Source organism: Serpentinimonas barnesii (assembly GCF_000696225.1).
GTDB lineage: Bacteria > Pseudomonadota > Gammaproteobacteria > Burkholderiales > Burkholderiaceae_C > Serpentinimonas > Serpentinimonas barnesii.
The window spans coordinates 98,501-119,726 of the sequence record NZ_BAWN01000005.1 but is presented as its reverse complement, the minus strand read 5'-3'; the positions used below and the strand labels follow the sequence as shown (position 1 = coordinate 119,726).

Annotated in this window: 23 protein-coding genes and 2 pseudogenes; 5 read left to right on the top strand and 20 right to left on the bottom strand. The window is 64.3% G+C overall.

Translation table 11 applies throughout. The features are described 5' to 3' along the window. Window positions 1-317: 317 nt before the first annotated feature. The 6 genes from SRAH_RS11885 to SRAH_RS01805 form a co-directional block, all read right to left on the bottom strand. A complete protein-coding gene (locus SRAH_RS11885) occupies window positions 318-1,181 on the bottom strand; it encodes a toll/interleukin-1 receptor domain-containing protein (protein ID WP_076606958.1) in 864 nt (287 codons plus the stop codon). Window positions 1,182-1,188: 7 nt separating this feature from the next. Next, window positions 1,189-2,037, bottom strand: a complete 849-nt coding sequence (locus SRAH_RS01825) for a hypothetical protein (protein ID WP_149028903.1) — start codon at window positions 2,035-2,037, stop codon at window positions 1,189-1,191. Window positions 2,038-2,179: 142 nt separating this feature from the next. Further along, window positions 2,180-2,389: a hypothetical protein gene (locus SRAH_RS01820; RefSeq protein WP_029461651.1), complete on the bottom strand. Its 210-nt coding sequence runs from the start codon at window positions 2,387-2,389 to the stop codon at window positions 2,180-2,182. Between the two features lie 276 nt (window positions 2,390-2,665). After that, entirely contained in the window at window positions 2,666-3,193 is a 528-nt protein-coding gene (locus SRAH_RS01815) for a hypothetical protein (protein WP_045475803.1), read from the bottom strand. Window positions 3,194-3,224: 31 nt separating this feature from the next. Continuing rightward, complete coding sequence (locus SRAH_RS01810) at window positions 3,225-3,503, bottom strand: Txe/YoeB family addiction module toxin (RefSeq protein WP_029461649.1); 279 nt, start codon at window positions 3,501-3,503, stop codon at window positions 3,225-3,227. Next, complete coding sequence (locus tag SRAH_RS01805) at window positions 3,487-3,768, bottom strand: type II toxin-antitoxin system Phd/YefM family antitoxin (RefSeq protein WP_029461648.1); 282 nt, start codon at window positions 3,766-3,768, stop codon at window positions 3,487-3,489. Before SRAH_RS01805 ends, SRAH_RS01810 begins: the two co-directional genes overlap by 17 nt. A 39-nt stretch (window positions 3,769-3,807) precedes the next feature. Between SRAH_RS01805 and SRAH_RS13230 the strand changes: the two genes are divergently transcribed. After that, on the top strand, window positions 3,808-4,653 hold the full coding sequence (locus SRAH_RS13230) for a ParB N-terminal domain-containing protein (RefSeq protein ID WP_197537841.1): 846 nt from the start codon (window positions 3,808-3,810) through the stop codon (window positions 4,651-4,653). A gap of 141 nt (window positions 4,654-4,794) precedes the next feature. Continuing rightward, window positions 4,795-4,926 (top strand): annotated as a pseudogene (locus SRAH_RS12535) (IS481 family transposase); the annotation flags it as partial. Here the strand turns inward: SRAH_RS12535 and SRAH_RS01790 are convergent. Beyond that, window positions 4,917-5,288: pseudogene (locus SRAH_RS01790) on the bottom strand (type II toxin-antitoxin system YhaV family toxin); the annotation flags it as partial. The pseudogenes SRAH_RS12535 and SRAH_RS01790 sit on opposite strands and share 10 nt — an antisense overlap. After that, window positions 5,285-5,614: a type II toxin-antitoxin system PrlF family antitoxin gene (locus tag SRAH_RS01785; RefSeq protein ID WP_029461644.1), complete on the bottom strand. Its 330-nt coding sequence runs from the start codon at window positions 5,612-5,614 to the stop codon at window positions 5,285-5,287. The pseudogene SRAH_RS01790 and the gene SRAH_RS01785, both read right to left, overlap by 4 nt. Before the next feature lie 35 nt (window positions 5,615-5,649). Between SRAH_RS01785 and SRAH_RS12530 the strand changes: the two genes are divergently transcribed. Then, the gene (locus tag SRAH_RS12530; protein WP_149028902.1) at window positions 5,650-6,261 is read left to right on the top strand and encodes a hypothetical protein; all 612 of its coding nucleotides are present in this window, start codon (window positions 5,650-5,652) and stop codon (window positions 6,259-6,261) included. 1 nt (window position 6,262) lies between these two features. Here SRAH_RS12530 and SRAH_RS01775 read toward each other — a convergent pair whose 3' ends face one another. The 8 genes from SRAH_RS01775 to guaB all read right to left on the bottom strand — a co-directional run bounded on the left by SRAH_RS01775 (window position 6,263) and on the right by guaB (window position 16,956). Continuing rightward, window positions 6,263-7,471, bottom strand: a complete 1,209-nt coding sequence (locus SRAH_RS01775) for a DUF3322 domain-containing protein (protein ID WP_029461642.1) — start codon at window positions 7,469-7,471, stop codon at window positions 6,263-6,265. Continuing rightward, the gene (locus SRAH_RS01770) at window positions 7,468-10,902 is read right to left on the bottom strand and encodes an ATP-binding protein (RefSeq protein ID WP_045475823.1); all 3,435 of its coding nucleotides are present in this window, start codon (window positions 10,900-10,902) and stop codon (window positions 7,468-7,470) included. Before SRAH_RS01770 ends, SRAH_RS01775 begins: the two co-directional genes overlap by 4 nt. Then, entirely contained in the window at window positions 10,895-11,614 is a 720-nt protein-coding gene (locus SRAH_RS01765; RefSeq protein WP_045475800.1) for a DUF4194 domain-containing protein, read from the bottom strand. The genes SRAH_RS01770 and SRAH_RS01765 overlap by 8 nt, the downstream gene beginning before the upstream one ends. A gap of 18 nt (window positions 11,615-11,632) precedes the next feature. Then, window positions 11,633-13,111 carry a DUF3375 domain-containing protein gene (locus SRAH_RS01760; protein ID WP_029461639.1) on the bottom strand — a complete coding sequence of 493 codons (1,479 nt, stop codon included), beginning with the start codon at window positions 13,109-13,111 and terminating at the stop codon, window positions 11,633-11,635. 98 nt (window positions 13,112-13,209) lie between these two features. Continuing rightward, on the bottom strand, window positions 13,210-14,826 hold the full coding sequence (gene guaA, locus SRAH_RS01755; RefSeq protein ID WP_029461638.1) for a glutamine-hydrolyzing GMP synthase: 1,617 nt from the start codon (window positions 14,824-14,826) through the stop codon (window positions 13,210-13,212). A gap of 7 nt (window positions 14,827-14,833) precedes the next feature. Then, a complete protein-coding gene (locus tag SRAH_RS01750) occupies window positions 14,834-15,187 on the bottom strand; it encodes a HepT-like ribonuclease domain-containing protein (RefSeq protein ID WP_029461637.1) in 354 nt (117 codons plus the stop codon). After that, a complete protein-coding gene (locus SRAH_RS01745; RefSeq protein ID WP_232840962.1) occupies window positions 15,184-15,450 on the bottom strand; it encodes a nucleotidyltransferase family protein in 267 nt (88 codons plus the stop codon). The genes SRAH_RS01750 and SRAH_RS01745 overlap by 4 nt, the downstream gene beginning before the upstream one ends. Before the next feature lie 36 nt (window positions 15,451-15,486). Beyond that, window positions 15,487-16,956, bottom strand: a complete 1,470-nt coding sequence (gene guaB / locus SRAH_RS01740) for an IMP dehydrogenase (RefSeq protein WP_029461635.1) — start codon at window positions 16,954-16,956, stop codon at window positions 15,487-15,489. A 61-nt stretch (window positions 16,957-17,017) separates the two neighbouring features. On the opposite strand from guaB, the gene SRAH_RS01735 reads away from it, so the two are divergent. Next, window positions 17,018-17,668 (top strand): DUF4124 domain-containing protein, encoded by a 651-nt coding sequence (locus SRAH_RS01735; RefSeq protein WP_171816015.1) that lies wholly within the window; start codon window positions 17,018-17,020, stop codon window positions 17,666-17,668. 28 nt (window positions 17,669-17,696) lie between these two features. On the opposite strand, the gene SRAH_RS01730 is transcribed toward SRAH_RS01735, so the two are convergent. Together SRAH_RS01730 and SRAH_RS01725 are read right to left on the bottom strand one after the other, a co-directional pair. Beyond that, window positions 17,697-18,125 carry an RnfH family protein gene (locus tag SRAH_RS01730; protein ID WP_029461633.1) on the bottom strand — a complete coding sequence of 143 codons (429 nt, stop codon included), beginning with the start codon at window positions 18,123-18,125 and terminating at the stop codon, window positions 17,697-17,699. Further along, entirely contained in the window at window positions 18,122-18,565 is a 444-nt protein-coding gene (locus tag SRAH_RS01725) for a type II toxin-antitoxin system RatA family toxin (RefSeq protein WP_029461632.1), read from the bottom strand. Before SRAH_RS01725 ends, SRAH_RS01730 begins: the two co-directional genes overlap by 4 nt. Window positions 18,566-18,624: 59 nt before the next feature. On the opposite strand from SRAH_RS01725, the gene smpB reads away from it, so the two are divergent. Beyond that, window positions 18,625-19,110, top strand: coding sequence for an SsrA-binding protein SmpB (gene smpB / locus SRAH_RS01720; RefSeq protein WP_029461631.1), 486 nt, complete (start codon window positions 18,625-18,627; stop codon window positions 19,108-19,110). 54 nt (window positions 19,111-19,164) lie between these two features. Here the strand turns inward: smpB and SRAH_RS01715 are convergent, their stop codons facing one another. Beyond that, on the bottom strand, window positions 19,165-19,746 hold the full coding sequence (locus SRAH_RS01715) for a superoxide dismutase (RefSeq protein WP_029461630.1): 582 nt from the start codon (window positions 19,744-19,746) through the stop codon (window positions 19,165-19,167). 93 nt (window positions 19,747-19,839) lie between these two features. Then, the gene (xseA, locus tag SRAH_RS01710) at window positions 19,840-21,027 is read right to left on the bottom strand and encodes an exodeoxyribonuclease VII large subunit (protein WP_029461629.1); all 1,188 of its coding nucleotides are present in this window, start codon (window positions 21,025-21,027) and stop codon (window positions 19,840-19,842) included. Window positions 21,028-21,226: the final 199 nt, after the last annotated feature.

Sequence of the window (21,226 nt, the reverse complement as noted above, 5' to 3'; positions counted from 1 at the left end):
TTCTTCATAACCGTAAGTTTTTATCTACGCGCCTCTTAAGGGTGTTTCTTGAGAGGCGATGGAGTGAAGGGTGCTGGAGCCTTGGAACGCGGCGGCGTTGCCGGAGATTATGGCCGGAGCCTTGCAGGAAAGCAAGGGTGGTGTGCCTGTGCCGTTCCCCGAAGTCCAAGCAGCAGGCCAGCAACCGGGCAGCGCCGCCGGAGCGCGAGGAAGTGGGGTGGCAGAAGCCAGAGCGAGGCCTAACGTAAAGGTAAGGGGCGCGGAGCCGCACATTTTGGCGGAGCGTCCCTCTTGACCGTCGGGTTAGATTTCGTCACTCAAAGCTCCGCATCAAGCATGATGGATATAGACAGTGGTGCCGGATGTTGGACTGGTTTCGATGTTCCTGCCTCAGTGATTGCAATACGACAGGCAATTTCAGTGTTGGTGATTAGCATCCAGTTGTAGCGAGCAGGTAGCCCCTCAATAGTTACTCGCGGAGGTATCCGCATTCGATTTGTGAAAATCACTTCAAAAATTGCGGGGGCGATCGGAATGATGCCCCCTTGAAGTGCTGGCAATTGCTCAAACAGTGACAGATGAAGAATCTTTGCTAGCGTGTCACGCAACTCTTGGTCGTAACCAACTTGATGTACGGCGGAGAGTAGTTGTTTTACGTGACCCAAGTAGTAAAGAACATAGTTCCTCGCGTGTTCAGCGACCGTACTTGATGAATTCACGAAAGCATCTGATGGTGCAGTCGACAGCACGGCAGCAGCTGCAATCTGTACTATCGGATTCCGACCTGTAAGCTCGGAGAGTAGACGTAGGATGGATCTTGGTTGGTCAGCGTTGCTCCAAGAATGATAGAGAAATTGCTGCCAGAAATCTGGAAGTGGTTCGTCATCAAGCTTTACTGCGATCAGACGGAATGTCGGGTCATTCTTGTAAATAGCCTCAGCAGCTTTCATCTCAAACGGAACCCACTTCTTTTCGATTGCTGCTTTGCTATGAAGGAGAAGGAATAACTCGCTGGCTTCAATGCCAAGCTGTAACTCTTGCTCAAGTTGATCGCCAAGGTTAAGCAATGCCTCGTCGTACCAAGGGAACAAGCCATTAGCTATCGAGTTGTAGAAGAGGTGACGCGCCAACTCCTTCGTCGCGGAACTGTGGCTGATAAAAAAGTCGTGTGTATGTGGCATGAGAAATCTAACCGTTTGACTTAAGCGGCGCCGTCACCGTCCGCTTGAAGGAGGGGTTGGGTTCGCCGACGCCGAGCACCACTCTTACGACTGAAGCGAACTCGCTCCGGGCGTCGGTCGTTTGAAAAAGGCGGCTTGGTATTTCGAACCTTGAGTCAGTGGATCTGAACTTCTTATCGAGCTTCAGTAGTTGGCGACCGCGCAAAGTAATAGAGACTTTGAACTCTCGGCCTTCCGTGTCGCCTGTGGCCTGAGAGTCCACAAGTCCAGCTAGCGCTAGATCCCTAAGTGTTCGAACGGTTGGCTCTTGGTAGCAAGACTCTAGGTCACGATCTTCGCCGAACGTGTCGGCAGCCTTCTTTGCATCTCGAAGCACTTGGCGCTCCTCATTATTCAGATCTACCGCGTTAGGGTTGGGTAGCGAAATGGATGAGCATGAGCGCAGGCTTCGCAGAAGTTCCATCTCCAACACCCCAATGCCAAAGCCTTCGAATACTTGCTGCCACGTGTAGCGCTCTAGAAGAGCTGAGACGACTGCCTCCCTGTCTGGGAAGTGTTTCCTCGTTGACCTTATGAAAGCAAGTTCTTCTTGTATTTCCTCTTCACGCTTCTTGAGCTTGTCGGCCTTGATCTGATTGTTCATGTTTGAGGACCTAAAACCCAGATAGGCCATGAGTACCACGACCGCTATCAGGAAAATTGATTCCAACTCTTTTGCTGACATGGCGAGCCTAACATTGAGGTTAACCGGCGGGCCGAAGGCGCGTCCGTTTGATCCGCAGGTTGGGTGCCGTGGGACAAGGCTGCCGCAGCCTTGGAACGCCGTGCCGCTTTCCAAGATTATGGCCGGGGCCATACAGGAAAGCAAGCGCGGTGAGCCCGTTCCGTTCCGCGAAGGCCAGCCACCCAGCAGCACCGACGAAGCCACGGCAGCAGCCCGCCAAACTGTGGAGCTTGCCCCCGCCGCTCACACCGGCGCACTCTCAGCCGGTGCAAACTCAAACCTGTGGCGCCTCCGGTGGCGCTGCTTGCCGCCCCATCACGGGCGCACTCGTCCACTGCGACAGGGCCTCTTGCGTACCCGCATCCGACAAGCCCAGAGCGGGGTGGGTCCAGATGAACTGCGGATGCCACGAGGTCAAGCGGTGCGCATCCTCTTGGAACATGGATGGCCGGTCGTCGAGCACGCACACCGATTCGACCTGCACGCCCTCAACCTCCTGCCAGGTGTTGAGGGCCAGATCGAACTGGCTGGCCCGCTGGAAACTTGGCAGATAACCGATGCTGGGCGCTCACGCAATGCGCCACTTTGGATCTTGAGCAAGCGCTGCTCCAGCGTCTCGCCCCAGAGCACGCTCCAGAGCACGGACCTCACCAAAAAACAGATTGCGTCTGCGCCAGGGCTCGGGCGTGTATTCAACCTTGCTGGGTGTGGTGGCTGGAGCCGACAAAGCGGTGAAGGCGGCTGCGCCAAGGATCATAGATCAGGTCGGGTGATCAGCAGGGTCAGCGCCGGCAGGGTCAGGCGCAGCGCCCGCATCGTGCCCCCGCATCTGCGCATCCCAGCCGCTGTGCCAAGGCAGGCGCAGCACCTGCTCCAGTGCCCTGTTGGGCGAGCGCAGCAACTGCTCGATCATCTGCGGTGCCAGCAGGGTCAGGCGCAGCAGGCGGCGCACCTGCGTGGGGTCGATGCCTTCGGCCTGTGCGATCTCGGACACCGATGCCATGCGCCCCTCATCCAGCAGCCGCTGCCAATGGTGCGCCTGGCCCAGCGCCCGCAGCAAAGGGGTGTTTGGCACCCTCTGGCGCGACTGGCGTTCGCGCTGGGCTTCGTGCTGGAAGGCCTGCGGCGCATCCAAGGGCGTGATGATTTGCTGCCTGACCCCGCGCTTGACCAGCGTCCAAGGCACGAAAGTCTCCAGCCGCACGCCACCGGCTGGGCTGGGTATTTGGTAAGTGACCCCCGGCGGCCACCCAAACTGCTCCACTCGGCCAAGGGTGGCATGAGCCATTGAACCTCGATGGTCGATGCAGAACGCAAAGTCAGTAGTGGTAACGCCCCTGCAGAAACTCGATCCGATCGGCTTTCACCAGATACACGCAGCGGTGCTCTTGCGTGATGCGGCGTGACCAGACATCCGAGCCGAGGTACTTCAGCGGCTCGGGATTGCCGATGCCCTTGAAGGGATCGCGCAGCACAGCCTTGACCAGTTCCAGCAAGCGCTTGGCCGTGCGACGTTCTGTCTCGACCCAGTAGCTCAAGTCCTCCAGAAACTCGGGCTGAAACACCGCGACCCGTTTGGCTTCAGGCTTGGAGGCCATGGTGCTGCTCAAGGGCGTCAACAGCGGTCGGGGCGACATCGCCAGTCCGGGCGCGTGCCAAAGCGGCCAGCAGACGCTGGGCATTCTTGGGCGAGCGCAGCAGATGCGCCGTCTCCATCAGGCTTTGCAACTCATCGGCGGCAATCAAGGCAACCGCTCCGCCCGAGCGGCGGCGCACCAGAACCACTTCGCGGTCATCGACCGCACGGTCCATGAGCGCCTTGAGTTGCTCGCGGGCTTGGCTGTAGGTGGTTTCGATGGTCATGGCGGCTTCCCATTAATTGGACAGAGATATTGTACAACTATGAAACAGCAAGTGCTCGCCGATAGGATCGAACTCTGGCCGACCAGCCGGCTGATCCCGTATGCCAGAAATCCGAGGAAGAACGATCACGCCGTCGATCAGATGGCGGCTGTCATTGCCGAATTCGGGTTCCGCATCCCGATCATCGCCAAGAGCACGGCAGAGGTGGTCGACGGCCATCTGCACCTTAAAGCCGCGCTGCGGCTGGGTCTTGAGCAGCTACCGGTGATCCTAGCCGATGATCTGACACCAACACAGATCAAGGCCTTGCGTATCCTCGCCAACCGATCGGCCACCTGGGCGGACTGGGACGAGGATCTGCTGCGGCTCGAACTCGAAGAACTCAAGCTCGATGACTTCGATCTGGCGCTCACCGGCTTCGATGCCGATGAGTTGCTGGATATCATGGCCGGCGATGAGCCCAACCACGAGGGTCAGACCGACGAGGATGTGGCACCCGAGGGTAAGCGTCCCGCCAACCCATCTTGCAGGCAGCCGATCAGCCTGAGACCATCGTGTCCACTTCATTTTGGATGGACACATGCACACTGCTTGCGATACACAACTCCCCGCTGCGGGCCGCAAACGCGCTCACTACCCTGCAGCCTTCAAAGCCCAGATGGTTGCTGCCTGCGCCGAGCCCGGTGCTGGCACGGCCGCCATTGCCAAGGCCCACGGACTCAATGCCAACTTGCTGCGCCGCTGGATCGCACAACACCGACGACAGACCCAGGGCGGCGTGCTCGCCACACCCGGCACCGCCACACCCGCTGGCGCCACAGGTTTCAGCCGCCGGCCACTGCGCGCCACTGGTCAGTCCCACAGGCAATGAGCGGCTGCACCTGAGCATCAGCCGCGGTGAGTTGCAAGCCAGCCTGAGCCTGCCTGCCGATCAGCACAGCCAGTGCGCCTCCATCCTCAAGCTGCTGCTGTCATGATTCGCATCGACACCATCTGGCTGGCGCTGCAGCCGCTGGACATGCGCACCTTTATAACCATCAACTGCCCCAGTCAGCCCTCAAGAGCCAAACGCCCTTGCAGGCCATGAAAGCATGGTACGCTTCACATCCTCATCTCTTTCCTCGGGCGCCTTATGATCGTCCGGGATGTGACACGTAGGCGCGCTTGGTGTCCTCGTCATTGACCCAAGCGAGCACGATTACCTTGGCTTGCGCGTGGTAGCGGAAGAACAGTCGGTACCGCTGAAAGAACTTTGCCCTGAACCAGTGTTTATGGTCGTCGCCGAGGGTGTTGCCTTGCCGGTATTCCTGCCGTGCCGGGTCCTGCGGGATGACGCCGAATGCCAACTTGGTGACCGCCGCCAGTCGCTTGGTGGCGTTCTTCTTCACGTACCCGACCGGGTCCTTATGCTTGAAGGCATCGACCTGCCGCGCCAAGACTTCAAGTTGCGCAAGGAACAGCGGGTGGGCAAAAACCGTCCAGCCGTGAATTACCAAGGGATTTAGCTTGCTTGAGCTCATTCATCGTCCGCCGACAAGGGGGCATCGAGATCGACTTCAATTCCGCCGGTCAGCGATTGGAGGCGTTGCACGAAGCGGGCGTCGACGGCTTGCAGCCGCTCAGGGTGGCTGGCGATGTCGCGGGCCAAGAAACCAAGGAAAGACCCAAGCACCGGATCGTCTGCCTCGGAGGGTTCGGCACGTGTCAGCACGACCTCACCGCCTGGGCGAATGGTGTAGTGGATCTTGTCGCGCTTGCCCAGACGAAGGGCGCGGCGCACGGTTTCCGGCACCGTGGTCTGGTAGCGGTCGGTTAGCGTGGATTCGACTTCGAGGGTAGCAGCCATGGCGCTCTCCGGTTAAAAAGGGATGGATGACTTGCATGGTAATGCAAACGCCTTGTCTTGTCGATGCAAGTGCATTGCCTGCGAGTGTTGCCATCCTGTCCGCTGACTCGGATGGCCACTGGCTGCCAGTCACACATATCGAAAGCATCGCCTCTGGCTGTCCGCTTAATCTGACGAATGTCCGCGATAACGGCCGAATAATCCAAATCTGGGACTGCGTTCTTGCGGACGGACACCTCTTGGGAGCTTCAAAGACCAAGCGGTGGTTGATAATACCGACAATGACGCGCAAGAAGAAAATTGCAGCCGATTTGCTCTCGGCGCTGTCCGGGCGCAAGCCTCTGAGCCTCGACCTGTACGTTGAAGCTCTGGCCGACCATGAAGCCGAGCTCAAGGCATCGCTGAACAAGGACGCCGATGACGCCCTGCTGTGCATGCTGGCCGATGACGGTGATGTGGCCATGATGCTCATCGACTGGGACGGCAGCATCTACCGCAATGAAAACGCATTGCAGAAGCTGCAAGTCATGTGGCGGCACAGCTTTGACACCAATGTGCAAACCTTATTGCCCCTATTCAGCACCCACATCAGCCAGAAAAACTTGGGGATGGCGGGCATCAAGTGTTTGCCGACCAGCCTGAACTGACTCAGCGCAGCCGCCCGATCAAGCACCCAAACCCCACCCGCTCCTGCTCCAGCCGCAGCCTAGGCTGCAGGCGATCGAAGCGCAGCTCGTCATAGACGGCCGCCTCCTCGGGCGTGAGGCGGGCCAGGTCGTGGCGCACCGGATCGGGCTCCTCGCCCCAGTGCGCGCGGTGCGCCAGCAGCGTCTGGCGGTCCATGAGCAAGGACGCGGCGTGCGGGAAGTGGCAACGCAAATGGTCCAAGATGGCAAATCCGTGGGTGTCGATGTCGCCCCAGTAGTGCAGGCGGCAGCGCTGCAACCACGCGGCGCGCGCCAGCGCCTCCCAGCCGTAGCCCGCACCAAAGACGACGATGGCCCGATCCAGCGGCGGAAAGGCGAGAAAATTGGTTTCGTTTTCGGTGATGTACACGCGCTCGATGGGCAAGGAAAGCGCCGCGAAGCTGGCCGCGTCGAGCGTGAGGTCGGGCAGCAGCGCGCCATGGGGCAAGCCGGGCAAGCTTGCGCAGTTGGCCAGGCCGGGCAGGCTCGGCAGGGCCGGGTCGAGCAGGCGAAACCGAATCCGCACCGGCTTGTCCAGAAAACCAAAGCGGCGCGTGAACTGCGCCACGCCGCTCGCTCCCGTCTCGATGTGCTCTGGCGGCAGCGCCAAGTCCAGCAGCTCGGCCAACACGCCCCGATGCGCCTCGATGAATTTGCTGTCCACGCCGGGCACGTCCACTTGGCGCAGATAAACGCCGGGGCGCGGGTGCGCCTGCAACCAGGCCGCCACGGCCAGCAGGCGCTCCCAGCGCTCGGCCAAGTCCAGCGCCTGCAGCGGGCGCTTGCGCAACCACACCAGCAGCGCGGGCTGCACGGCGGCCGTTTGCTGCCACAGCGCTTGGAAGCGCTGGGCCTGGCGCGCCTTGCCGATGAAGGCCAAGGCCGCTGGCAGGGAGTCGAGCCACACCGTGTCGGGTAGCCGCTGCGCGCCCTGTACCCGATGGTTCCAATCGCGCCATTCGATGCGCACCTGCTCCGTGTCGGAAACGGCGCGCACCCAGTCGCGCACCGCCTCGAAGCGCTCGGACAAATCGGCCGCGCTCGGGGCTTTCAGGCTCAGGCGCAGGGGCCACGCCACAGCACTCGCGTCCACCGTCGCGCGCAGCAAATCGCCGCGCTCCCACAGGCGCTGGACCTGGGCGCGCAGGTCGGCGGGTGTGGTCCAGCTCATGCGGGTGCGCCGCCACCGGCCGCGTTTGCGTCGCTGGCGTCACTGGCCGCGCCCGGGCTTGGCCTTGTTTCAGCCGCTTGGTGCGCCCGGTACTCCTCGATCGAGAGGCAGCGCAGCCTAGAGTCGCGCCCGCCCTCGTTGTGTACGAAGCCCACGCTGTGCACGTAGGGTTCGATGATGTGAATTTTCTGCAAGGGCGTGACGATCAACAACTGCAGGTTGAGTTGCTGGAACAGGCGCAAGCCGTACTGCGCCGACTCGTCCGAGCCGCGCCCGAAAGCCTCGTCAATCACCACAAAGCGAAACGAACGCGAGCGCACCGCCCCCCATTCCAGCCCAAACTGGTAGGCTAGGCTCGCGGCCAGCACGGTGTAGGCCAGCTTCTCTTTCTGCCCGCCCGACTTGCCGCCCGAGTCCGAGTAGTGCTCGTGCTCGGCCCCGTCGGCGCGCCAGCGCTCGCTGGCCGAAAACAAAAAGCCGTTGCGCACATCGCTGACCTTGGCGGTCCAGCGCCGGTCGGCGTCGGCCAGCCCTTCGCGGCCGCGAAAGCGGTCGATGATGGCCTTGACCTGCAAAAACTTGGCTTCCGAATACTGCTCGTCGGCGGCAGCGGTCAGCGTGCCTTCGGTGCAAGCGCGCAAGTCTTGCTGGAAGTCGCGGATCTCGGCGTCCGGGCTGGGCTGCGCCAGCAGCTTGATGGTGCGGCCGGGGTTGTAGTCGATCGCCTGCAGCGACTGGTTGATGAGGTTGACGCGCTCTTTGATGGTCTCGCGCTCGCGCGCCAGTTGGGCGTTGAAGTGGGCGATCTCGTTGATGGTGTTGACGTTGAGCAGCTCCTTGAAGCGCGCCTCGAAGCGCGGCAGGTCGTCGCCTTTCAGGCCGCTGAGCATGCGCTCGTATTCCGGCAGGGCCGCCAGGGCCACGTCCATCTCGCTGGTTTCAGCCTTGAATTCTTCCTTGACGCCGCGCATGGCGTTGATGATGCGCTCGCTCAGGCGCGCCAGGCGCTTGTCTTCGGCGTCGATGCGGTCCTGCAACCACTTGCGCAGCTCCTGCTCGCGGTTGTCGCAGGACTCCACCGAGAGTTGATGCGCGCCCAGCGCTTGCGTGCGCCAGCCGTCCAAGCGCTCGATCTGCTGCGCCTCCAGCGGCATGGCCTCAAAGGCGGCGCTGGCCTGATCGCGCAGTTCCTGGGCCGCCGCGCGCTTGGCCTTGGCCTCCCCGCGCTTGCCCAGCGCCTCGGCGCGCTTGCTTTCGGTATCGGCCAGCCGGCCTTGCACCGCCTGCAACTGGCGCCCCAGCTCTTGCAGGGTGTTGGATGCGGCCTCCAGCCGCGCCCGCTCCTCGGTGAGCGTGGCTATCTGGCGCGCCAGGCTCATCCAGTCGATGTCTGCAAAGCGCGTGAACTCTTCCAGCTTGCTGAGGGCATCCAGCCGGCTGCGCAGCTCCTTGCGCGCCTGCTGCAGTTGTGCGATGCCCTGCCCCAGCGTGGCGAGTTGCTGCTCTAGGCGCTGGCGCTGGTCGCGCAAGGCGCGCAGCTTGTCGGCGTTGCTCCAGCCCAGCACGTAGCGGCTGCGGTCGTCGATGCGGCGGCGGTCGTCCTTTTCGTGGCGGCCCGATGGGTCTTTGATCTGGCCGGCGCGCGTGATGGCGCGGGCCTCGCGGCGGAACTGCTCATCCGAGTCACAGCAGGCCAGGTCGAAGCGGTTGCGCAGCTCCTGCTCCAGCCATTCGGTGTGCGGCGAATCGGGCTTGATGAGGAGCTTGCGCAGCAGCGATTGCGGCTGTGGGCTGGCCGCGCCCTGCGCAGCCTTCCTTGGGCGCACATGAAAATACACCAGCCGCGCCCCCAGATGCTGGCGCTCCACCCATTGCGCCAGCGCCGGGTAGTGGGCCTCGGGCACCAGCAGCGCCAAGCCAAAGCCGCGCAGCAAGCGCTCGGCGGCCCCTTGCCAATCGCGCTCGTCGTCGCGCACCTGCATGAGCTCGCCCGCGAACGGCAGCTCGCCTTCGTCGATAGCCAGCGCCGCGCACAGCGCCTCGCGGATGCGAACCTGGGCGGCGTCGATGTTGCTTTTGCGCCGCTCCAGGCTCTCGATCTCGTCGGATAAGGCGGTGTGTTCCTCACGATCCTTGCGAAAAGCAAAGTCCTGCTCGCGTTCGCGGTTGTCCAGCTCGGCGATTTGCTCGCGCAGGCCTTCGGCACGCTGGGCGATGCCCTGCTGCTGGGCCAAAAAACCGGCTTCATCGCCGGGTGCCGCCTCGTCGATGCGGGCCAGCAGCTCGTGCAAGCGCTCGGAGCGCTTTTGCCGCTGCACCTTGTCCTGCTCCAAGCGGCGTATCTGCGCCGCCAGCTCCTCCAGCCGGTCGCCGCCGTTGTCGCGCAAGGCCCGCTCCAGTTGGCGGACTTCCAGGCGCTCGGCCTCGCGCTGCGCCTCTAGGCGCTCGATCTGGGCCTCGAGCCGGGCGGCATCCTGCGCCAGCAAGGCCAGACGGTGCTCCAGCAGCTCGCCCTTGAGCCGGGCAAAGTAGGGCCGCAGCGCCTCGCGCCCCTCGCGCCAACCCTGAATCTCGGCCAGCAGGGCGCTGTGGCGCTGGCCATCGGCCACCAGCGGTGTGAGCAGCTCCAACTGGCGCTTGGCCTTGAGCACGGCCTGGTGCGCGCGGTCCAGGTCGTCGAAGTGGCGGATCAGGGCCTCGATGCGACTGGCCACATCGAAGGGCTCCAGCATGTGGCTGCGCACAAAATCGGTCAGGTTGCCCACCGACTTCATCGACACCGTCTGATGGAACAGCTCCAGCGCCTGCTCGTGCTCGATGCCAAAGCGGCGGCGAAACCAGGCCCCGTAAGGCGGAAAGCCCTCGAACAGCTCGCAAGCTGCGCCGCGCAGTTGCTTGCGCAAGCCCGCGATATCGCTGCCAAAGCCGCTGAAGTGCTCGGCAATGGCCAGCGCCCGCTCGGCTGCCACGAACAGGCGCGCGGGCTGGCCTTGCGGGTCTTTGAGCCAGAACACCTGGGCCAGCGTCACGGCCTGGTCGTAGCCCTCGTTGCGAAACACCGCCAGGATGACCGAGTAGCTCGACGCATCGCGCAGCGCCACCGGCCTGCTGCTGCCCGTGACCTCGTTGCGCTCGCTCTTGTAGTGGCCCAGCACGTAGGAGCGCAAGCTGCGCTCGCGGGCATCGGCCCCGGCGGCCTTGTTGTAGGCCAGGCGCTGCGGCGGCACCAGCAAGGTCGTGACGGCATCCACCAAGGTCGATTTGCCCGAGCCGATGTCGCCCGTGAGCAGGCCGTTGCGGCCATCGAGCTCGTAGCGCCAGACGCGCTGGTCGAAGGTGCCCCAGTTGAGCACCTCCAGCCGCTGCAGCCTGAAGCCCACCCGGCTCTCGTCGTCCACGAAGTCCAGGCCCAGCGTCGCTGCCTCAAGCATGGGGCGCTCCTTGGTTTGCGGCGGGGCTTGCATCCGGTGCCGCATCGGCCACCGCGGACAGGGCGCTGCGATAGCCCTCCAGCCGCGCCTCGAACTCGGCCAGCCACTGTGCATCGACAAAGGCTTTGAGGATGCGCCGCACCTCGTAGTGGCCGCGCTCCTGCCGCGCTGGCTGGCTGCTGCCGGCCGTGGGCTTGAGGCGGCGCAAAAAGCCCAGTTCCACCACCTTGCCCAAGGTCGCGTCCACCTGGTCGATCAAGCGGGCCTCGTTCGTGCCATCGGGCAGGAACACGCGCACCAGCTCGGCGATCTCGTCGCGCGAGAGCACCAGCCGCGTGTCGCCCGCGCCGGCGTCGAACTCGGCCATGCGCTTTCTGAGCAGGGCCAGCATCAGGCTCACTGGGTAGGAGAGCGGCCGGCGCGCCACCAGCCTGGGCAGACGCGGCGCGCCCTCGGCTTCGTCCGGGTCTGGGCGGCTTTTGAGAAAGGCGTGGCCCTCGGCCTCGTCCAGCAACAGATCCAGCAACAGCACCGCGGCCTGCTCCCGCACCCGCGCCTGCAAGCGCAGCAGGCTGGCCCATAGGCGCTCATCTTCTTCGCGGTAGAGCACGCCCTTGAGCAAATGCAGCAAGAGTTGCGACAGCTCCGGCGCTGCGGGCGCTGCGCTGGGTGCGGCGGCCAGGGCCGAAGCGTGATCGAGTGGGTCATTCATGCTCAATTGCTCTCGATTTCAGCGCGTGAAGATCAAGCGCGGCAAGCGCGCCTGGCGCGTCACGGCAGCGCCTGCTGCGTTGCGGGCCTGCCAAGGGATAGGCTCTTGCACGGTTTCGTCCACCACGGCGCGCAGGCCACCCAAGGCGTCGTTGCCGGCATCGGCATGAGCCAGCTCCAAATAGGCCACCAATTCTGCCAGGCCTTGGCGCAGCGGCTCGGCGTGCAGCAGCTCGCGCAGCGTGATCTGCGGCTGGCGGCGCAGGGCGCCTTGCACGGCCGCGCGCAGGCGCGCCTTGTCCACCACGATCTGGTCGAACAGGCGCGCGGTGTCGATCTCGTCCGCACCCACCTCGAGCGCCAGTTGCGCCAGCAGCGGCTTGGCGCCCGGCGTGTGCAAGGGCCGCTCCAGCGGCAGCTCGATCTCTGCGCCCATGGCGTCGATGTGCATCACCGTGCCCACAGGCAGGGCCGCGCGCAAGCCCAGCGCCCGGCTCTCGATGCCGTGCAGCAAGTCCAGGATGCGGCGGTTTTCCAAAAAGGCGCGGTCGTCCAGAAAGCGGCGCATTTGCTGCGACAACTGCGCCACCGTGCGCTGCGTGTGTTCGCCCGCCTCCAGCCAGTCGTGGTGTACGCGGCGCATGCGCGGCTCGGGCTTGAGCGCCACCACCGCCGGCAGCGCCAGCGCCCGATCGAGCCGCTCGGCCAGCTCCTCTTGGCGCCGGCTGGACAAGAGAAAGTCCCAGAAGCCGCGAAAGCTGCGGCCCTGGTCCGAATCCGTGATGGCATCGCGCTCGCCCATGATCTGGTCCAGCAAGGCCCCTTTGCTGCCGTCCCAGAGCGCGATTTTTTCGCGCACCTTGCGGTCGAGCAGGCGAAAGTTGTGCTCCACCTCGCGAAAATCGGCCAGCAGCTCGCGCGCCAGTTGCTGGAACTGCTGGAAGCGGTCTTTCACCGCCGTGTCGTCGAGCAGCGCCACCTCGCCCGCCTGCACGCGGGCGATCTCGGCCTCCAGCGCGTCGCGCTTCTTGCGCAGCTCGTCGAGGCGCTTGACCGGGTCGGCCTCGGTGCCCTCGCTGATCTGCTCCAGCAGCGCAAACAGCGTGAGCAAGCGCGACTCGGTGCCCACAAACGGCCGCTCGGTGAGCGAGAGCAGCCAAGCGATGGCCTTCTCGGTCGCGGGCGTGAGCTCGAACTGCGCCTCGTCCGTGCCCGGCTTGTAAAACTTGCGCAGCCAGCCCTTGTCCGGGGCGGCCCAGTCGTTCAGGTACTCGCTGGCCGCCTTGGGGTAGGCGTCGGGGCCAAGTTGCTCGCGCAAAGCGTACAGCTCATCTTCCAGCGCCTCGGCCAAGTCGGCCTCGTTCATCACCCGCACATTGGGTGCCACAAACACCCGATGCAAAAAGCTCGCCACCAGCGCCGCATGCGCCGAGGCCAGCAAGCGCCAAGCCGGGTGGCGCTCGCGCAGCAGGGCAAGGGTGGCGTGGTCTAGTGACATCGAGAGATGGTGCGGGGCGCAGAGGGTCTCATTGCATCACGTCAAGGCGGCACTGAACGCAATGCCAGCCTGGCCCGACGGCTGCCCCAAGCCCCGTGTCACTCCCACTCGATCGTAGCCGGTGGTTTGCTGCTCACGTCGTAGGTGACGCGGTTGATGCCGCGCACTTCGTTGATGATGCGCCCCGAGACGCGCTTGAGCAGGCTGTAGGGCAGTTCGGCCCAGTCGGCGGTCATGAAGTCGCTGGTCTGCACCGCGCGCAGCGCCACCACGTAGTCGTAGGTGCGGCCGTCGCCCATCACGCCCACGCTCTTGACCGGCAAAAACACGGCAAAGGCCTGGCTGGTGAGCTCGTACCAGCTCTTGCCGCTGTGCGGCTCGATGGTCGAGCGCAGTTCTTCGATGAAGATGGCGTCGGCGCGGCGCAGCAAGTCGGCGAACTCGGGCCGCACCTCGCCCAGTATGCGCACCCCCAGCCCCGGCCCCGGAAAGGGGTGCCGATAGACCATGGCGGGCGGCAAACCGAGCGCCACGCCGAGCTCGCGCACCTCGTCTTTGAACAAATCCCGCAGCGGCTCCAGCAGCTTGAGGCCGAGCTGCTCGGGCAGCCCGCCCACGTTGTGGTGGCTTTTGATGCTCACCGCCTTTTTGTTCTTGGCCCCGCCAGATTCGATCACATCTGGGTAAATGGTGCCTTGTGCCAACCACTTGGCGCTTGTTTTTGAAGCACCACTTGCCGTGAGTTTGGCGGCCTCGGCCTTGAATACCTCGACGAACAGGCGGCCGATGATCTTGCGCTTTTGCTCCGGGTCGGACACCCCGGCGAGCTCGCGCAAAAACAAGTCGCTGGCATCGACGCGCAGCACGCGCACGTGCAGCCGGTCGGCGAACATCTCCATCACCTGATCGCCCTCGTTGAGGCGCAGCAGGCCGTGATCGACGAAAACGCAGGTGAGCTGCTCGCCGATGGCGCGCTGGATGAGCGCGGCCGCCACGGACGAATCTACCCCGCCCGAGAGGCCCAGGATCACCCCTTCGTCGCCCACCTGGGCGCGGATGCGCTGCACCGCTTCTTCGATGTGGTCGCGCATCACCCAGTCGGGCCGGGCGGCGCAGATGTCGAGCACGAAGCGCTCCAGCAGGGCGCGGCCCTGCACCGTGTGCGTGACTTCGGGGTGAAACTGCACGCCGTAGAAGCGCCGCGCCTCGTCGGCCATGCCGGCTATCGGGCAGGAATCGGTGCTGGCCATGAGTTTAAAGCCCGGCGGCAGCGCGGTGACCTTGTCGCCGTGGCTCATCCAGACCTTGAGCATGCCGTGCCCTTCGGGGGTGTGGAAGTCGGCGATGTCGCGCAGCAGGGCGGTGTGGCCGCGCGCGCGCACCTCGGCGTAGCCAAATTCGCGCTGCGCCGAGCCCTGCACCTGGCCGCCCAACTGCTGCGCCATGGTCTGCATGCCGTAGCAAATGCCCAGCACCGGCAGGCCGAGTTCGAACACCGCCTGCGGCGCCCGGTCCTCGACTTCATAGACGCTGGCGTGGCTGCCCGAGAGGATGATGCCCTTTAAGTGGCCGCTGGCGGCCTGCTGGCGCAACCACTCCTCGCTCACGTCGCAGGGGTGCACCTCGCAATACACGTGCGCCTCGCGCACCCGGCGCGCGATCAGTTGCGTGACTTGGGAGCCGAAATCGAGGATGAGGATGTGGTCGTGGAGCATGGGGGGTCTAGGGAAATGGGTGTCGGTGCCCAGAATCGGCGAGCATGGATTGAACGGCTTGCACCAGTTGGGGTAGTTGGTTTTCAAGCACGCGCAACACCGCCAGTGCATCAATCTCGCCCAAGTAGTTGTGCACGAGGATATTGCGAAAACCGCTGATTTCGCGCCAAGGTATTTGAGTGTGCGAATCCTTCAACTGCTGGGGCAAGGCTTGGGTGGCCTCCGACAGGGTTTGGAGATGCCGCAGCGTAGCCGCATAGAACACCTCATCGGTGAGCAAATCGCCACGATTTCTGATGCCCTCGATTTTTTGGGCTGCATCGAGAATGTGCAGCGCGTAGGTTTGCCAAGGCTTGCTCACAACTCGACGGCCTCCGCCAGCACGCGGGAGCGGATGTGGGGGCTGAGTTCGTGCTCCGGCACCACCTCGACACGGCGTTGCAGCAAGTCGCTCAGGTCTTGCGTCAGGGGCAGGCGCTGCGAAAAAATATCGTATCCACGCGGCAGAACCACCAGAAAATCGACGTCGCTTTGCGGGCTTTCTTCACCGCGTGCCACAGAGCCAAATACACGCAAATGCGAGCCGCCATAGCGCGATGCAAGGCGCTGCAACTCCGGGTTCATGGCTCGCAATTGCTCAAGCAGCATAAGGGCACCCAATCAATCAGCCCGGTAATTCGGCGCTTCCTTGGTGATTTGCACATCGTGGACGTGGCTTTCGCGCACACCGGCGGTGGTGATCTCGACGAACTCGGCTTGCGCGTGCATGTCGGCGATGCTGGCGCAACCGCAGTAGCCCATGGCGGCGCGCAGGCCACCGGCCATTTGGAACAGAATCGACACCACCGAACCCTTGTAGGGCACGCGGCCTTCCACGCCCTCGGGCACGAGTTTGTCGGCGTTGGGGTTGCCGGTGCTGGACTCTTGGAAATAGCGGTCGGCGCTGCCCTGCTGCATGGCGCCGATCGAGCCCATGCCGCGGTAGCTCTTGTAGCTGCGGCCCTGGAACAGCACGATCTCGCCCGGCGCCTCTTCGGTGCCGGCAAACACGCCGCCCATCATCACGCTGCTGGCCCCGGCGGCAATGGCTTTGGCGATGTCGCCGCTGTAGCGCACGCCACCGTCGGCGATCAGGGGCACGCCGGTGCCCTGCAGCGCCGTGGCCACGTTGTCGATGGCGGTGATCTGCGGCACCCCCACCCCGGCCACGATGCGCGTGGTGCAGATCGAGCCCGGCCCGATCCCGACCTTGACGCCGTCGGCCCCGGCTTCCACCAGCGCACGCGCGGCCGCCCCGGTGGCGATGTTGCCCCCAATCACCTGCACCTGCGGATAGTTTTGCTTGACCCAGCGCACCCGATCCAGCACGCCCTTGCTGTGGCCGTGTGCGGTATCGACCACAATGGCATCCACCCCGGCGCGCACCAGCAGCTCCACGCGCTCCTCGGTGCCGGCCCCTACGCCCACGGCGGCCCCGACGCGCAAATGCCCGGCGGCGTCGCGCGCGGCGTTGGGGAAGTTGAGCTGTTTGCGGATGTCTTTGACCGTGATCAGGCCCTTGAGCTCAAAGGCCTCGTTGACCACCAGCAGGCGTTCGAGCTTGTGCTTGTTGAGCAGCGCCTTGGCTTCTTCGGGCGTGGTGCCGTCGGGCACAGTGATGAGGCGCTCGCGCGGCGTCATGATCTCGCGCACCGGCAGTTCGGTGCGGGTCTCGAAGCGCAGATCGCGCCCGGTAACGATGCCCACCACCTTGCCGCCGTCGAGCACCGGAAAGCCCGAAATGCCCAGTTCTTCGGACAGTTGCAACACCTGATAGACCGTGGTCGTGGGTGTGATGACCACCGGGTCGCGCAGCACACCGGACTCGTAGCGCTTGACCTTGGCCACTTGGGCGGCCTGGTTTTGCGGCGTCAGGTTTTTGTGTACGATGCCGATGCCGCCCTCTTGCGCCAGCGCAATCGCCAACCGGGCTTCGGTGACGGTGTCCATGGCAGCCGAGACCAGCGGCAGGTTGAGGGTGATGTCGCGCGTCAGGCGCGTGGCCAGCGAGGTGTCTTTGGGCAGGATATTCGAGTAGGCCGGCACCAACAACACATCGTCGAAAGTGAGCGCTTTTCCGAGCAGGCGCATGGTAAAACTCCAAAACCGCTATTGTAGGCGGGCTGGGGAACGGTTATATTTCACGCCCACCATGAACAGTTTATCCACTGCGTTTTTTCCGTCGGCACACCTGCCCCAGCGTTTGGGCGCAAGACGTGTCCGCGCTTGGCCGGGCCTGCTCGCCCAAATCGGCGCCTTGGCCGCGGGCCTGCTGCTGGCCGCTGCCGCACAGGCCGGCCCGACTTGGGTCTGGCTCGATGAGAATGGCCGCCGTGTGGCCAGCGACATGCCGCCGCCTGCCGCAGTGCCCGACCAGCGCATTTTGCGCCGGCCTGCCGCCCCGGCGTCGGCCGCTGCGCCCACCGCCGCCCCAGCGTCCCCGGCCGACACCCCGGCCCGCCCTGCCCCCGCAGCCGGCGCGGCAGCGGGCCGCCTGACCGACGAGCAACTGCGCCAGCAGGTCGAGCTGCGCAACGCCCAGATCCGGGCCGACAACTGCCAGCGCGCCCGCGCCTCGCTCGAAACCTTGCAGGCCGGGGCCAGCCAGCCCCTGTTCATGGTCAATGAACAGGGCCAGCGCGTGACCATGGACGAAGCCATGAAGCGCGCCGAAACCGTGCGCCTGCGCCAGATCGTGCGCGACAACTGCACGCCGCCTGCGGCCGCCAATCAGGCCGGGGCTGGGGGGGCCGCTGCTCCCGCGGGCGCACCAGCGCTCAGCCCCACTCCCGCTCGGCCCTGAGACCCCCCGGCACCCCCTTTTGTGCGGGCTAGGCCAAGCCTCGAATTGGAGCCTGATCGGGCTTGACAACCGGTTTTGTGTTGCGCTGCCGATAGCGCTCGCGCCGCGCCACTTTGGGGTCCACGCGCAAGGGTCGGTAGATTTCGATGCGGTCGCCGTCGTGCAGCACGGTCGTGGCGGTGGCCGCGCGGCCCCAGAGGCCGAATTCGGCGGCGGTTACGGCGGCAAAGGGCCAATCTTCACCCAGCTTGTAGGCGGCATCAGCCACGTTAGCCCTGTTATCCAGGTCAGCCAAGTTAGCCACGGGCCCCTTGGTACCCTGCGGGCACCCGGACAGCCATAGCCGCTGCGCCTGCTCCAGCGCCTGCGCCAGCGTGCTGCCGGCGGGCAACTCGAGCGCGATTTCGCGCACCTGGCGCGCTGCGCTGGAATAAACCAGTGTGAGTTGAATCGTCATGGCCCATACACCTGATCGGCGCGCTTGACGAAGGCATCGACCAAGTTGGCGGCAATCTTGTCAAACACCGGGCCCACCAAGGCCGACAGGGTGCTGCTGGCAAAGCCGTATTGGAGCGTGAAGTCGATGCGGCAGGCGCGCTGGCTGCCGTCGCCCACCGGCTTGAAATCCCACGTGCCCTCGAGGTGCGAAAACGGGCCATCGACCAAGTCTAGGTGGATGCGCCTATCCTCGACATGGGTGTTGCGGGTGGTAAAACTCTTGCGCAGGCCCGCCATCGACATACCAATCGAGGCCACCATGCCGCTGGGCGTTTGTTCGAGCACCTCGCCCGCGCTGCACCAAGGCAAAAACTCGGGGTAACGAGGCACGTCGCTGACCAGCGCGAACATTTCGTGTGCGCTGTGCCAGATCAGGACCGACTTGTGGACGCTTTTCATACAATGCAAGGCCGTGCCCAGATTGTAGAGGTCTTGGCCGCCCCGCTTGCCCCTGCCCCATGTCCACCCAAAACAAAAACACCGCTGCCAACACGGCCCCCATCGCCGAGAACAAAAAGGCCGCCTTCAACTACTACTTTGAGGAGCGCCACGAGTGCGGCTTGGTGCTGCAAGGCTGGGAGGTGAAGGCGCTGCGCGCCGGCAAGGCGCAGATCACAGAAGGCTACGTGGTGATCCGCGACGGTGAGCTGTTCCTGATTGGCTGCCTCATCAGCCCGCTGCGCAGCACCAGCAGCCACCTGCCGGCCGACAGCGCGCGCACGCGCAAGCTCTTGATGCACAAGGCCGAAATCCAGCGCCTGATCGGCAAGGTGGAGCAAAAGGGTTTTACCTTGGTGCCGCTGAACCTGCACTGGAAAAACGGCAGCGTGAAATGCGAAATTGCGCTGGCCAAGGGCAAGGCCGGGCACGACAAGCGCGACACCCTCAAAGAGCGCGAGGGCAAGCGCGAAGTCGAGCGCGCCATGAAGCAGCGCCAGCGCTGAAGCCGCCCGCGCCCAAGTGAACCTTGGGCAAAACGGCCGCAGCGCAGCCCAGAATCAGGCGAAATTGGCTTCGGCAAAGCGCCAGTTCACCAGCTTGTCGAAGAAGGTTTCGACAAACTTTTGGCGCAGGTTGCGGTAGTCGATGTAGTAGGCGTGCTCCCACACATCCACCGTCAGCAGCGCGGTGTCGGCCGTGGTCAGGGGCGTGCCAGCGGCGCCGGTGTTGACGATATCGACCGAGCCGTCGGGCTTTTTCACCAACCAGGTCCAGCCGGAGCCGAAGTTGCCCACCGCGCTTTTCACGAAGGCTTCACGGAAGGCGCCGTAGCTGCCCCACTTGGCCACGATGGCTGCGGCCAGGGCCCCGCTGGGCTCGCCGCCGCCGCCGGGGCACATGCAGTTCCAGAAAAAGGTGTGGTTCCAGATCTGGGCCGCGTTGTTGTAGATGCCGCCAGACGATTTTTTGATGATCTCTTCCAGCGACAGCGCTTCAAACTCGGTGCCCTTTTGCAGGTTGTTGAGGTTGACGACGTAGGCGTTGTGGTGCTTGCCGTGGTGAAACTCGAGCGTTTCTTGGGAGTAATGCGGCTGCAGGGCATCGATGGCATAGGGCAGCGGGGGCAGGGTGTGTTGCATGGGCAGATGGCTCCAGTTGGGGGTAAACGAGGCGCGTGCCGCAGCGCTTGCCAAGGCGCTTGCTGCGGCCACCACGCATTGTAGGCAGAGGCGCTAGTTCCCCTTGGCGCTGACGGTCAAATCCAAATGGCCGTCGGCCAACCGGGCGCGCAGCGCCTGCCCCGGCTCGACACCGTGGCAGCGCAACACCGGCTGGCCGCTGGCGTCGCTGAGCAGGGCATAGCCGCGCAGCAACACGCTGTGCGGGTCGAGCGCCTGCAGCCGCGCCGCCTGGTGGTCGAGCCGCAACTGGCGCCGCTCAAGATCGCGCGCCGCAGCGGCCGACCAGTCTTGCTGCCAACGCTGCAACTGCGTGCGCTGCTGCGCCAAGTGGCGCGTCACGCCTTGCTGCAAGCGCTGCGCGCTGCGATCAAGCCGGCTCAGTTGGGCGTCGCGCTCGGGCGCGCAGAGTTCGGCGGCGGCGGTGGGGGTGGGGGCGCGCAGGTCGGCTGCAAAATCGGCCAGCGTGAAGTCGGTCTCGTGGCCGACGCCGCAGATCAGCGGCATGGGCATCTGGGCAATCTGGCGCACCAGCGCCGGGTCGTTGAAGGCCCACAAATCTTCCAGCGACCCGCCCCCGCGCACCAGCAGCAGCACCTCGCAGCCAGCGCCGGCTTCAAACTGTGCCGCCGCGGCCTGCAGCGCCTGGCACAGGGCCTGCGGTGCCCCCTCGCCCTGCACCCGGGCCGGATAGAGCCGCACCGGCAGATGCGGCACGCGCCGGCTCAGGGTGGTGCTGACGTCGCGCAAGGCCGCCGCGTCGAGCGAAGTCACCACACCGATGCGCGTGGGCCAGGCCGGCAGCGGGCGCTTGCGCGCCGGGTCGAACCAGCCCTCGGCCTGCAACTGCGCTTTGAGGCGCATGAACTGCTCGAACAGGTCGCCTTGGCCCGCGAGGCGGGCCGCCTCGACGATCAACTGCAACTCGCCCCGCGCACCGTAGATGTCGATCCGCCCTTGCAACTCGACCTGCACCCCGTCGCGCCAGTCGAGCGCCGCGGCGGCCGCCGCACGCCGAAACAGCGCACAGCGCAACTGGCCACGCTCGTCCTTGAGCGTGAAATAGCTGTGGCCACTGGCGGCGCGCACATAACCCGAGACCTCGCCCTTGACGCGCACCGGGTTGAACTGCGCCTGCAGCGCCTGCGCCAGCGCGGCCAGCAGCTCGCCGACCGCCCACAGCGGTGCCGATGCTGGGCGCCCCTCAAAGCGCGCCTCAAAGCGCCCTTCAGCGGCAGCCATACCACCCCGAGTTTTGAAACTGTCCACAAGCAGGGAAAGGCAGGGAAAAAACGACGCAATCCTTAAGACACCTTTGATTCATTTTTTAACCTTATGTTTTGAAATGATTTTTTAATTTATTCGGCAGACTTGAAAAAAATATCACAGCTGCAAGGCCGGGCAAATCTCCAAGCTTTCATGGAATTACCCACAAACTTAT

Excerpts from the sequence above, each read along its gene's own strand:
- SRAH_RS01775 (WP_029461642.1), bottom strand. The coding sequence starts at position 7,471 with ATGAGCTGGACCACACCCGCCGACCTGCGCGCCCAGGTCCAGCGCCTG.
- SRAH_RS01810 (WP_029461649.1), bottom strand. The coding sequence starts at position 3,503 with ATGGCCTCCAAGCCTGAAGCCAAACGGGTCGCGGTGTTTCAGCCCGAG.
- SRAH_RS01765 (WP_045475800.1), bottom strand. The coding sequence starts at position 11,614 with ATGAATGACCCACTCGATCACGCTTCGGCCCTGGCCGCCGCACCCAGC.
- smpB (WP_029461631.1), top strand. The coding sequence starts at position 18,625 with ATGTCCACCCAAAACAAAAACACCGCTGCCAACACGGCCCCCATCGCC.
- SRAH_RS01715 (WP_029461630.1), bottom strand. The coding sequence starts at position 19,746 with ATGCAACACACCCTGCCCCCGCTGCCCTATGCCATCGATGCCCTGCAG.
- SRAH_RS01745 (WP_232840962.1), bottom strand. The coding sequence starts at position 15,450 with ATGAACCCGGAGTTGCAGCGCCTTGCATCGCGCTATGGCGGCTCGCAT.
- SRAH_RS13230 (WP_197537841.1), top strand. The coding sequence starts at position 3,808 with ATGAAACAGCAAGTGCTCGCCGATAGGATCGAACTCTGGCCGACCAGC.
- guaB (WP_029461635.1), bottom strand. The coding sequence starts at position 16,956 with ATGCGCCTGCTCGGAAAAGCGCTCACTTTCGACGATGTGTTGTTGGTG.
- SRAH_RS11885 (WP_076606958.1), bottom strand. The coding sequence starts at position 1,181 with ATGCCACATACACACGACTTTTTTATCAGCCACAGTTCCGCGACGAAG.
- SRAH_RS01825 (WP_149028903.1), bottom strand. The coding sequence starts at position 2,037 with ATGGCCCCGGCCATAATCTTGGAAAGCGGCACGGCGTTCCAAGGCTGC.
- SRAH_RS01770 (WP_045475823.1), bottom strand. The coding sequence starts at position 10,902 with ATGCTTGAGGCAGCGACGCTGGGCCTGGACTTCGTGGACGACGAGAGC.
- SRAH_RS01785 (WP_029461644.1), bottom strand. The coding sequence starts at position 5,614 with ATGGCTGCTACCCTCGAAGTCGAATCCACGCTAACCGACCGCTACCAG.
- SRAH_RS01725 (WP_029461632.1), bottom strand. The coding sequence starts at position 18,565 with ATGAAAAGCGTCCACAAGTCGGTCCTGATCTGGCACAGCGCACACGAA.
- SRAH_RS01815 (WP_045475803.1), bottom strand. The coding sequence starts at position 3,193 with ATGGCTCATGCCACCCTTGGCCGAGTGGAGCAGTTTGGGTGGCCGCCG.
- guaA (WP_029461638.1), bottom strand. The coding sequence starts at position 14,826 with ATGCTCCACGACCACATCCTCATCCTCGATTTCGGCTCCCAAGTCACG.
- SRAH_RS12530 (WP_149028902.1), top strand. The coding sequence starts at position 5,650 with ATGGTAATGCAAACGCCTTGTCTTGTCGATGCAAGTGCATTGCCTGCG.
- SRAH_RS01735 (WP_171816015.1), top strand. The coding sequence starts at position 17,018 with ATGAACAGTTTATCCACTGCGTTTTTTCCGTCGGCACACCTGCCCCAG.
- xseA (WP_029461629.1), bottom strand. The coding sequence starts at position 21,027 with ATGGCTGCCGCTGAAGGGCGCTTTGAGGCGCGCTTTGAGGGGCGCCCA.
- SRAH_RS01730 (WP_029461633.1), bottom strand. The coding sequence starts at position 18,125 with ATGACGATTCAACTCACACTGGTTTATTCCAGCGCAGCGCGCCAGGTG.
- SRAH_RS01805 (WP_029461648.1), bottom strand. The coding sequence starts at position 3,768 with ATGACCATCGAAACCACCTACAGCCAAGCCCGCGAGCAACTCAAGGCG.
- SRAH_RS01760 (WP_029461639.1), bottom strand. The coding sequence starts at position 13,111 with ATGTCACTAGACCACGCCACCCTTGCCCTGCTGCGCGAGCGCCACCCG.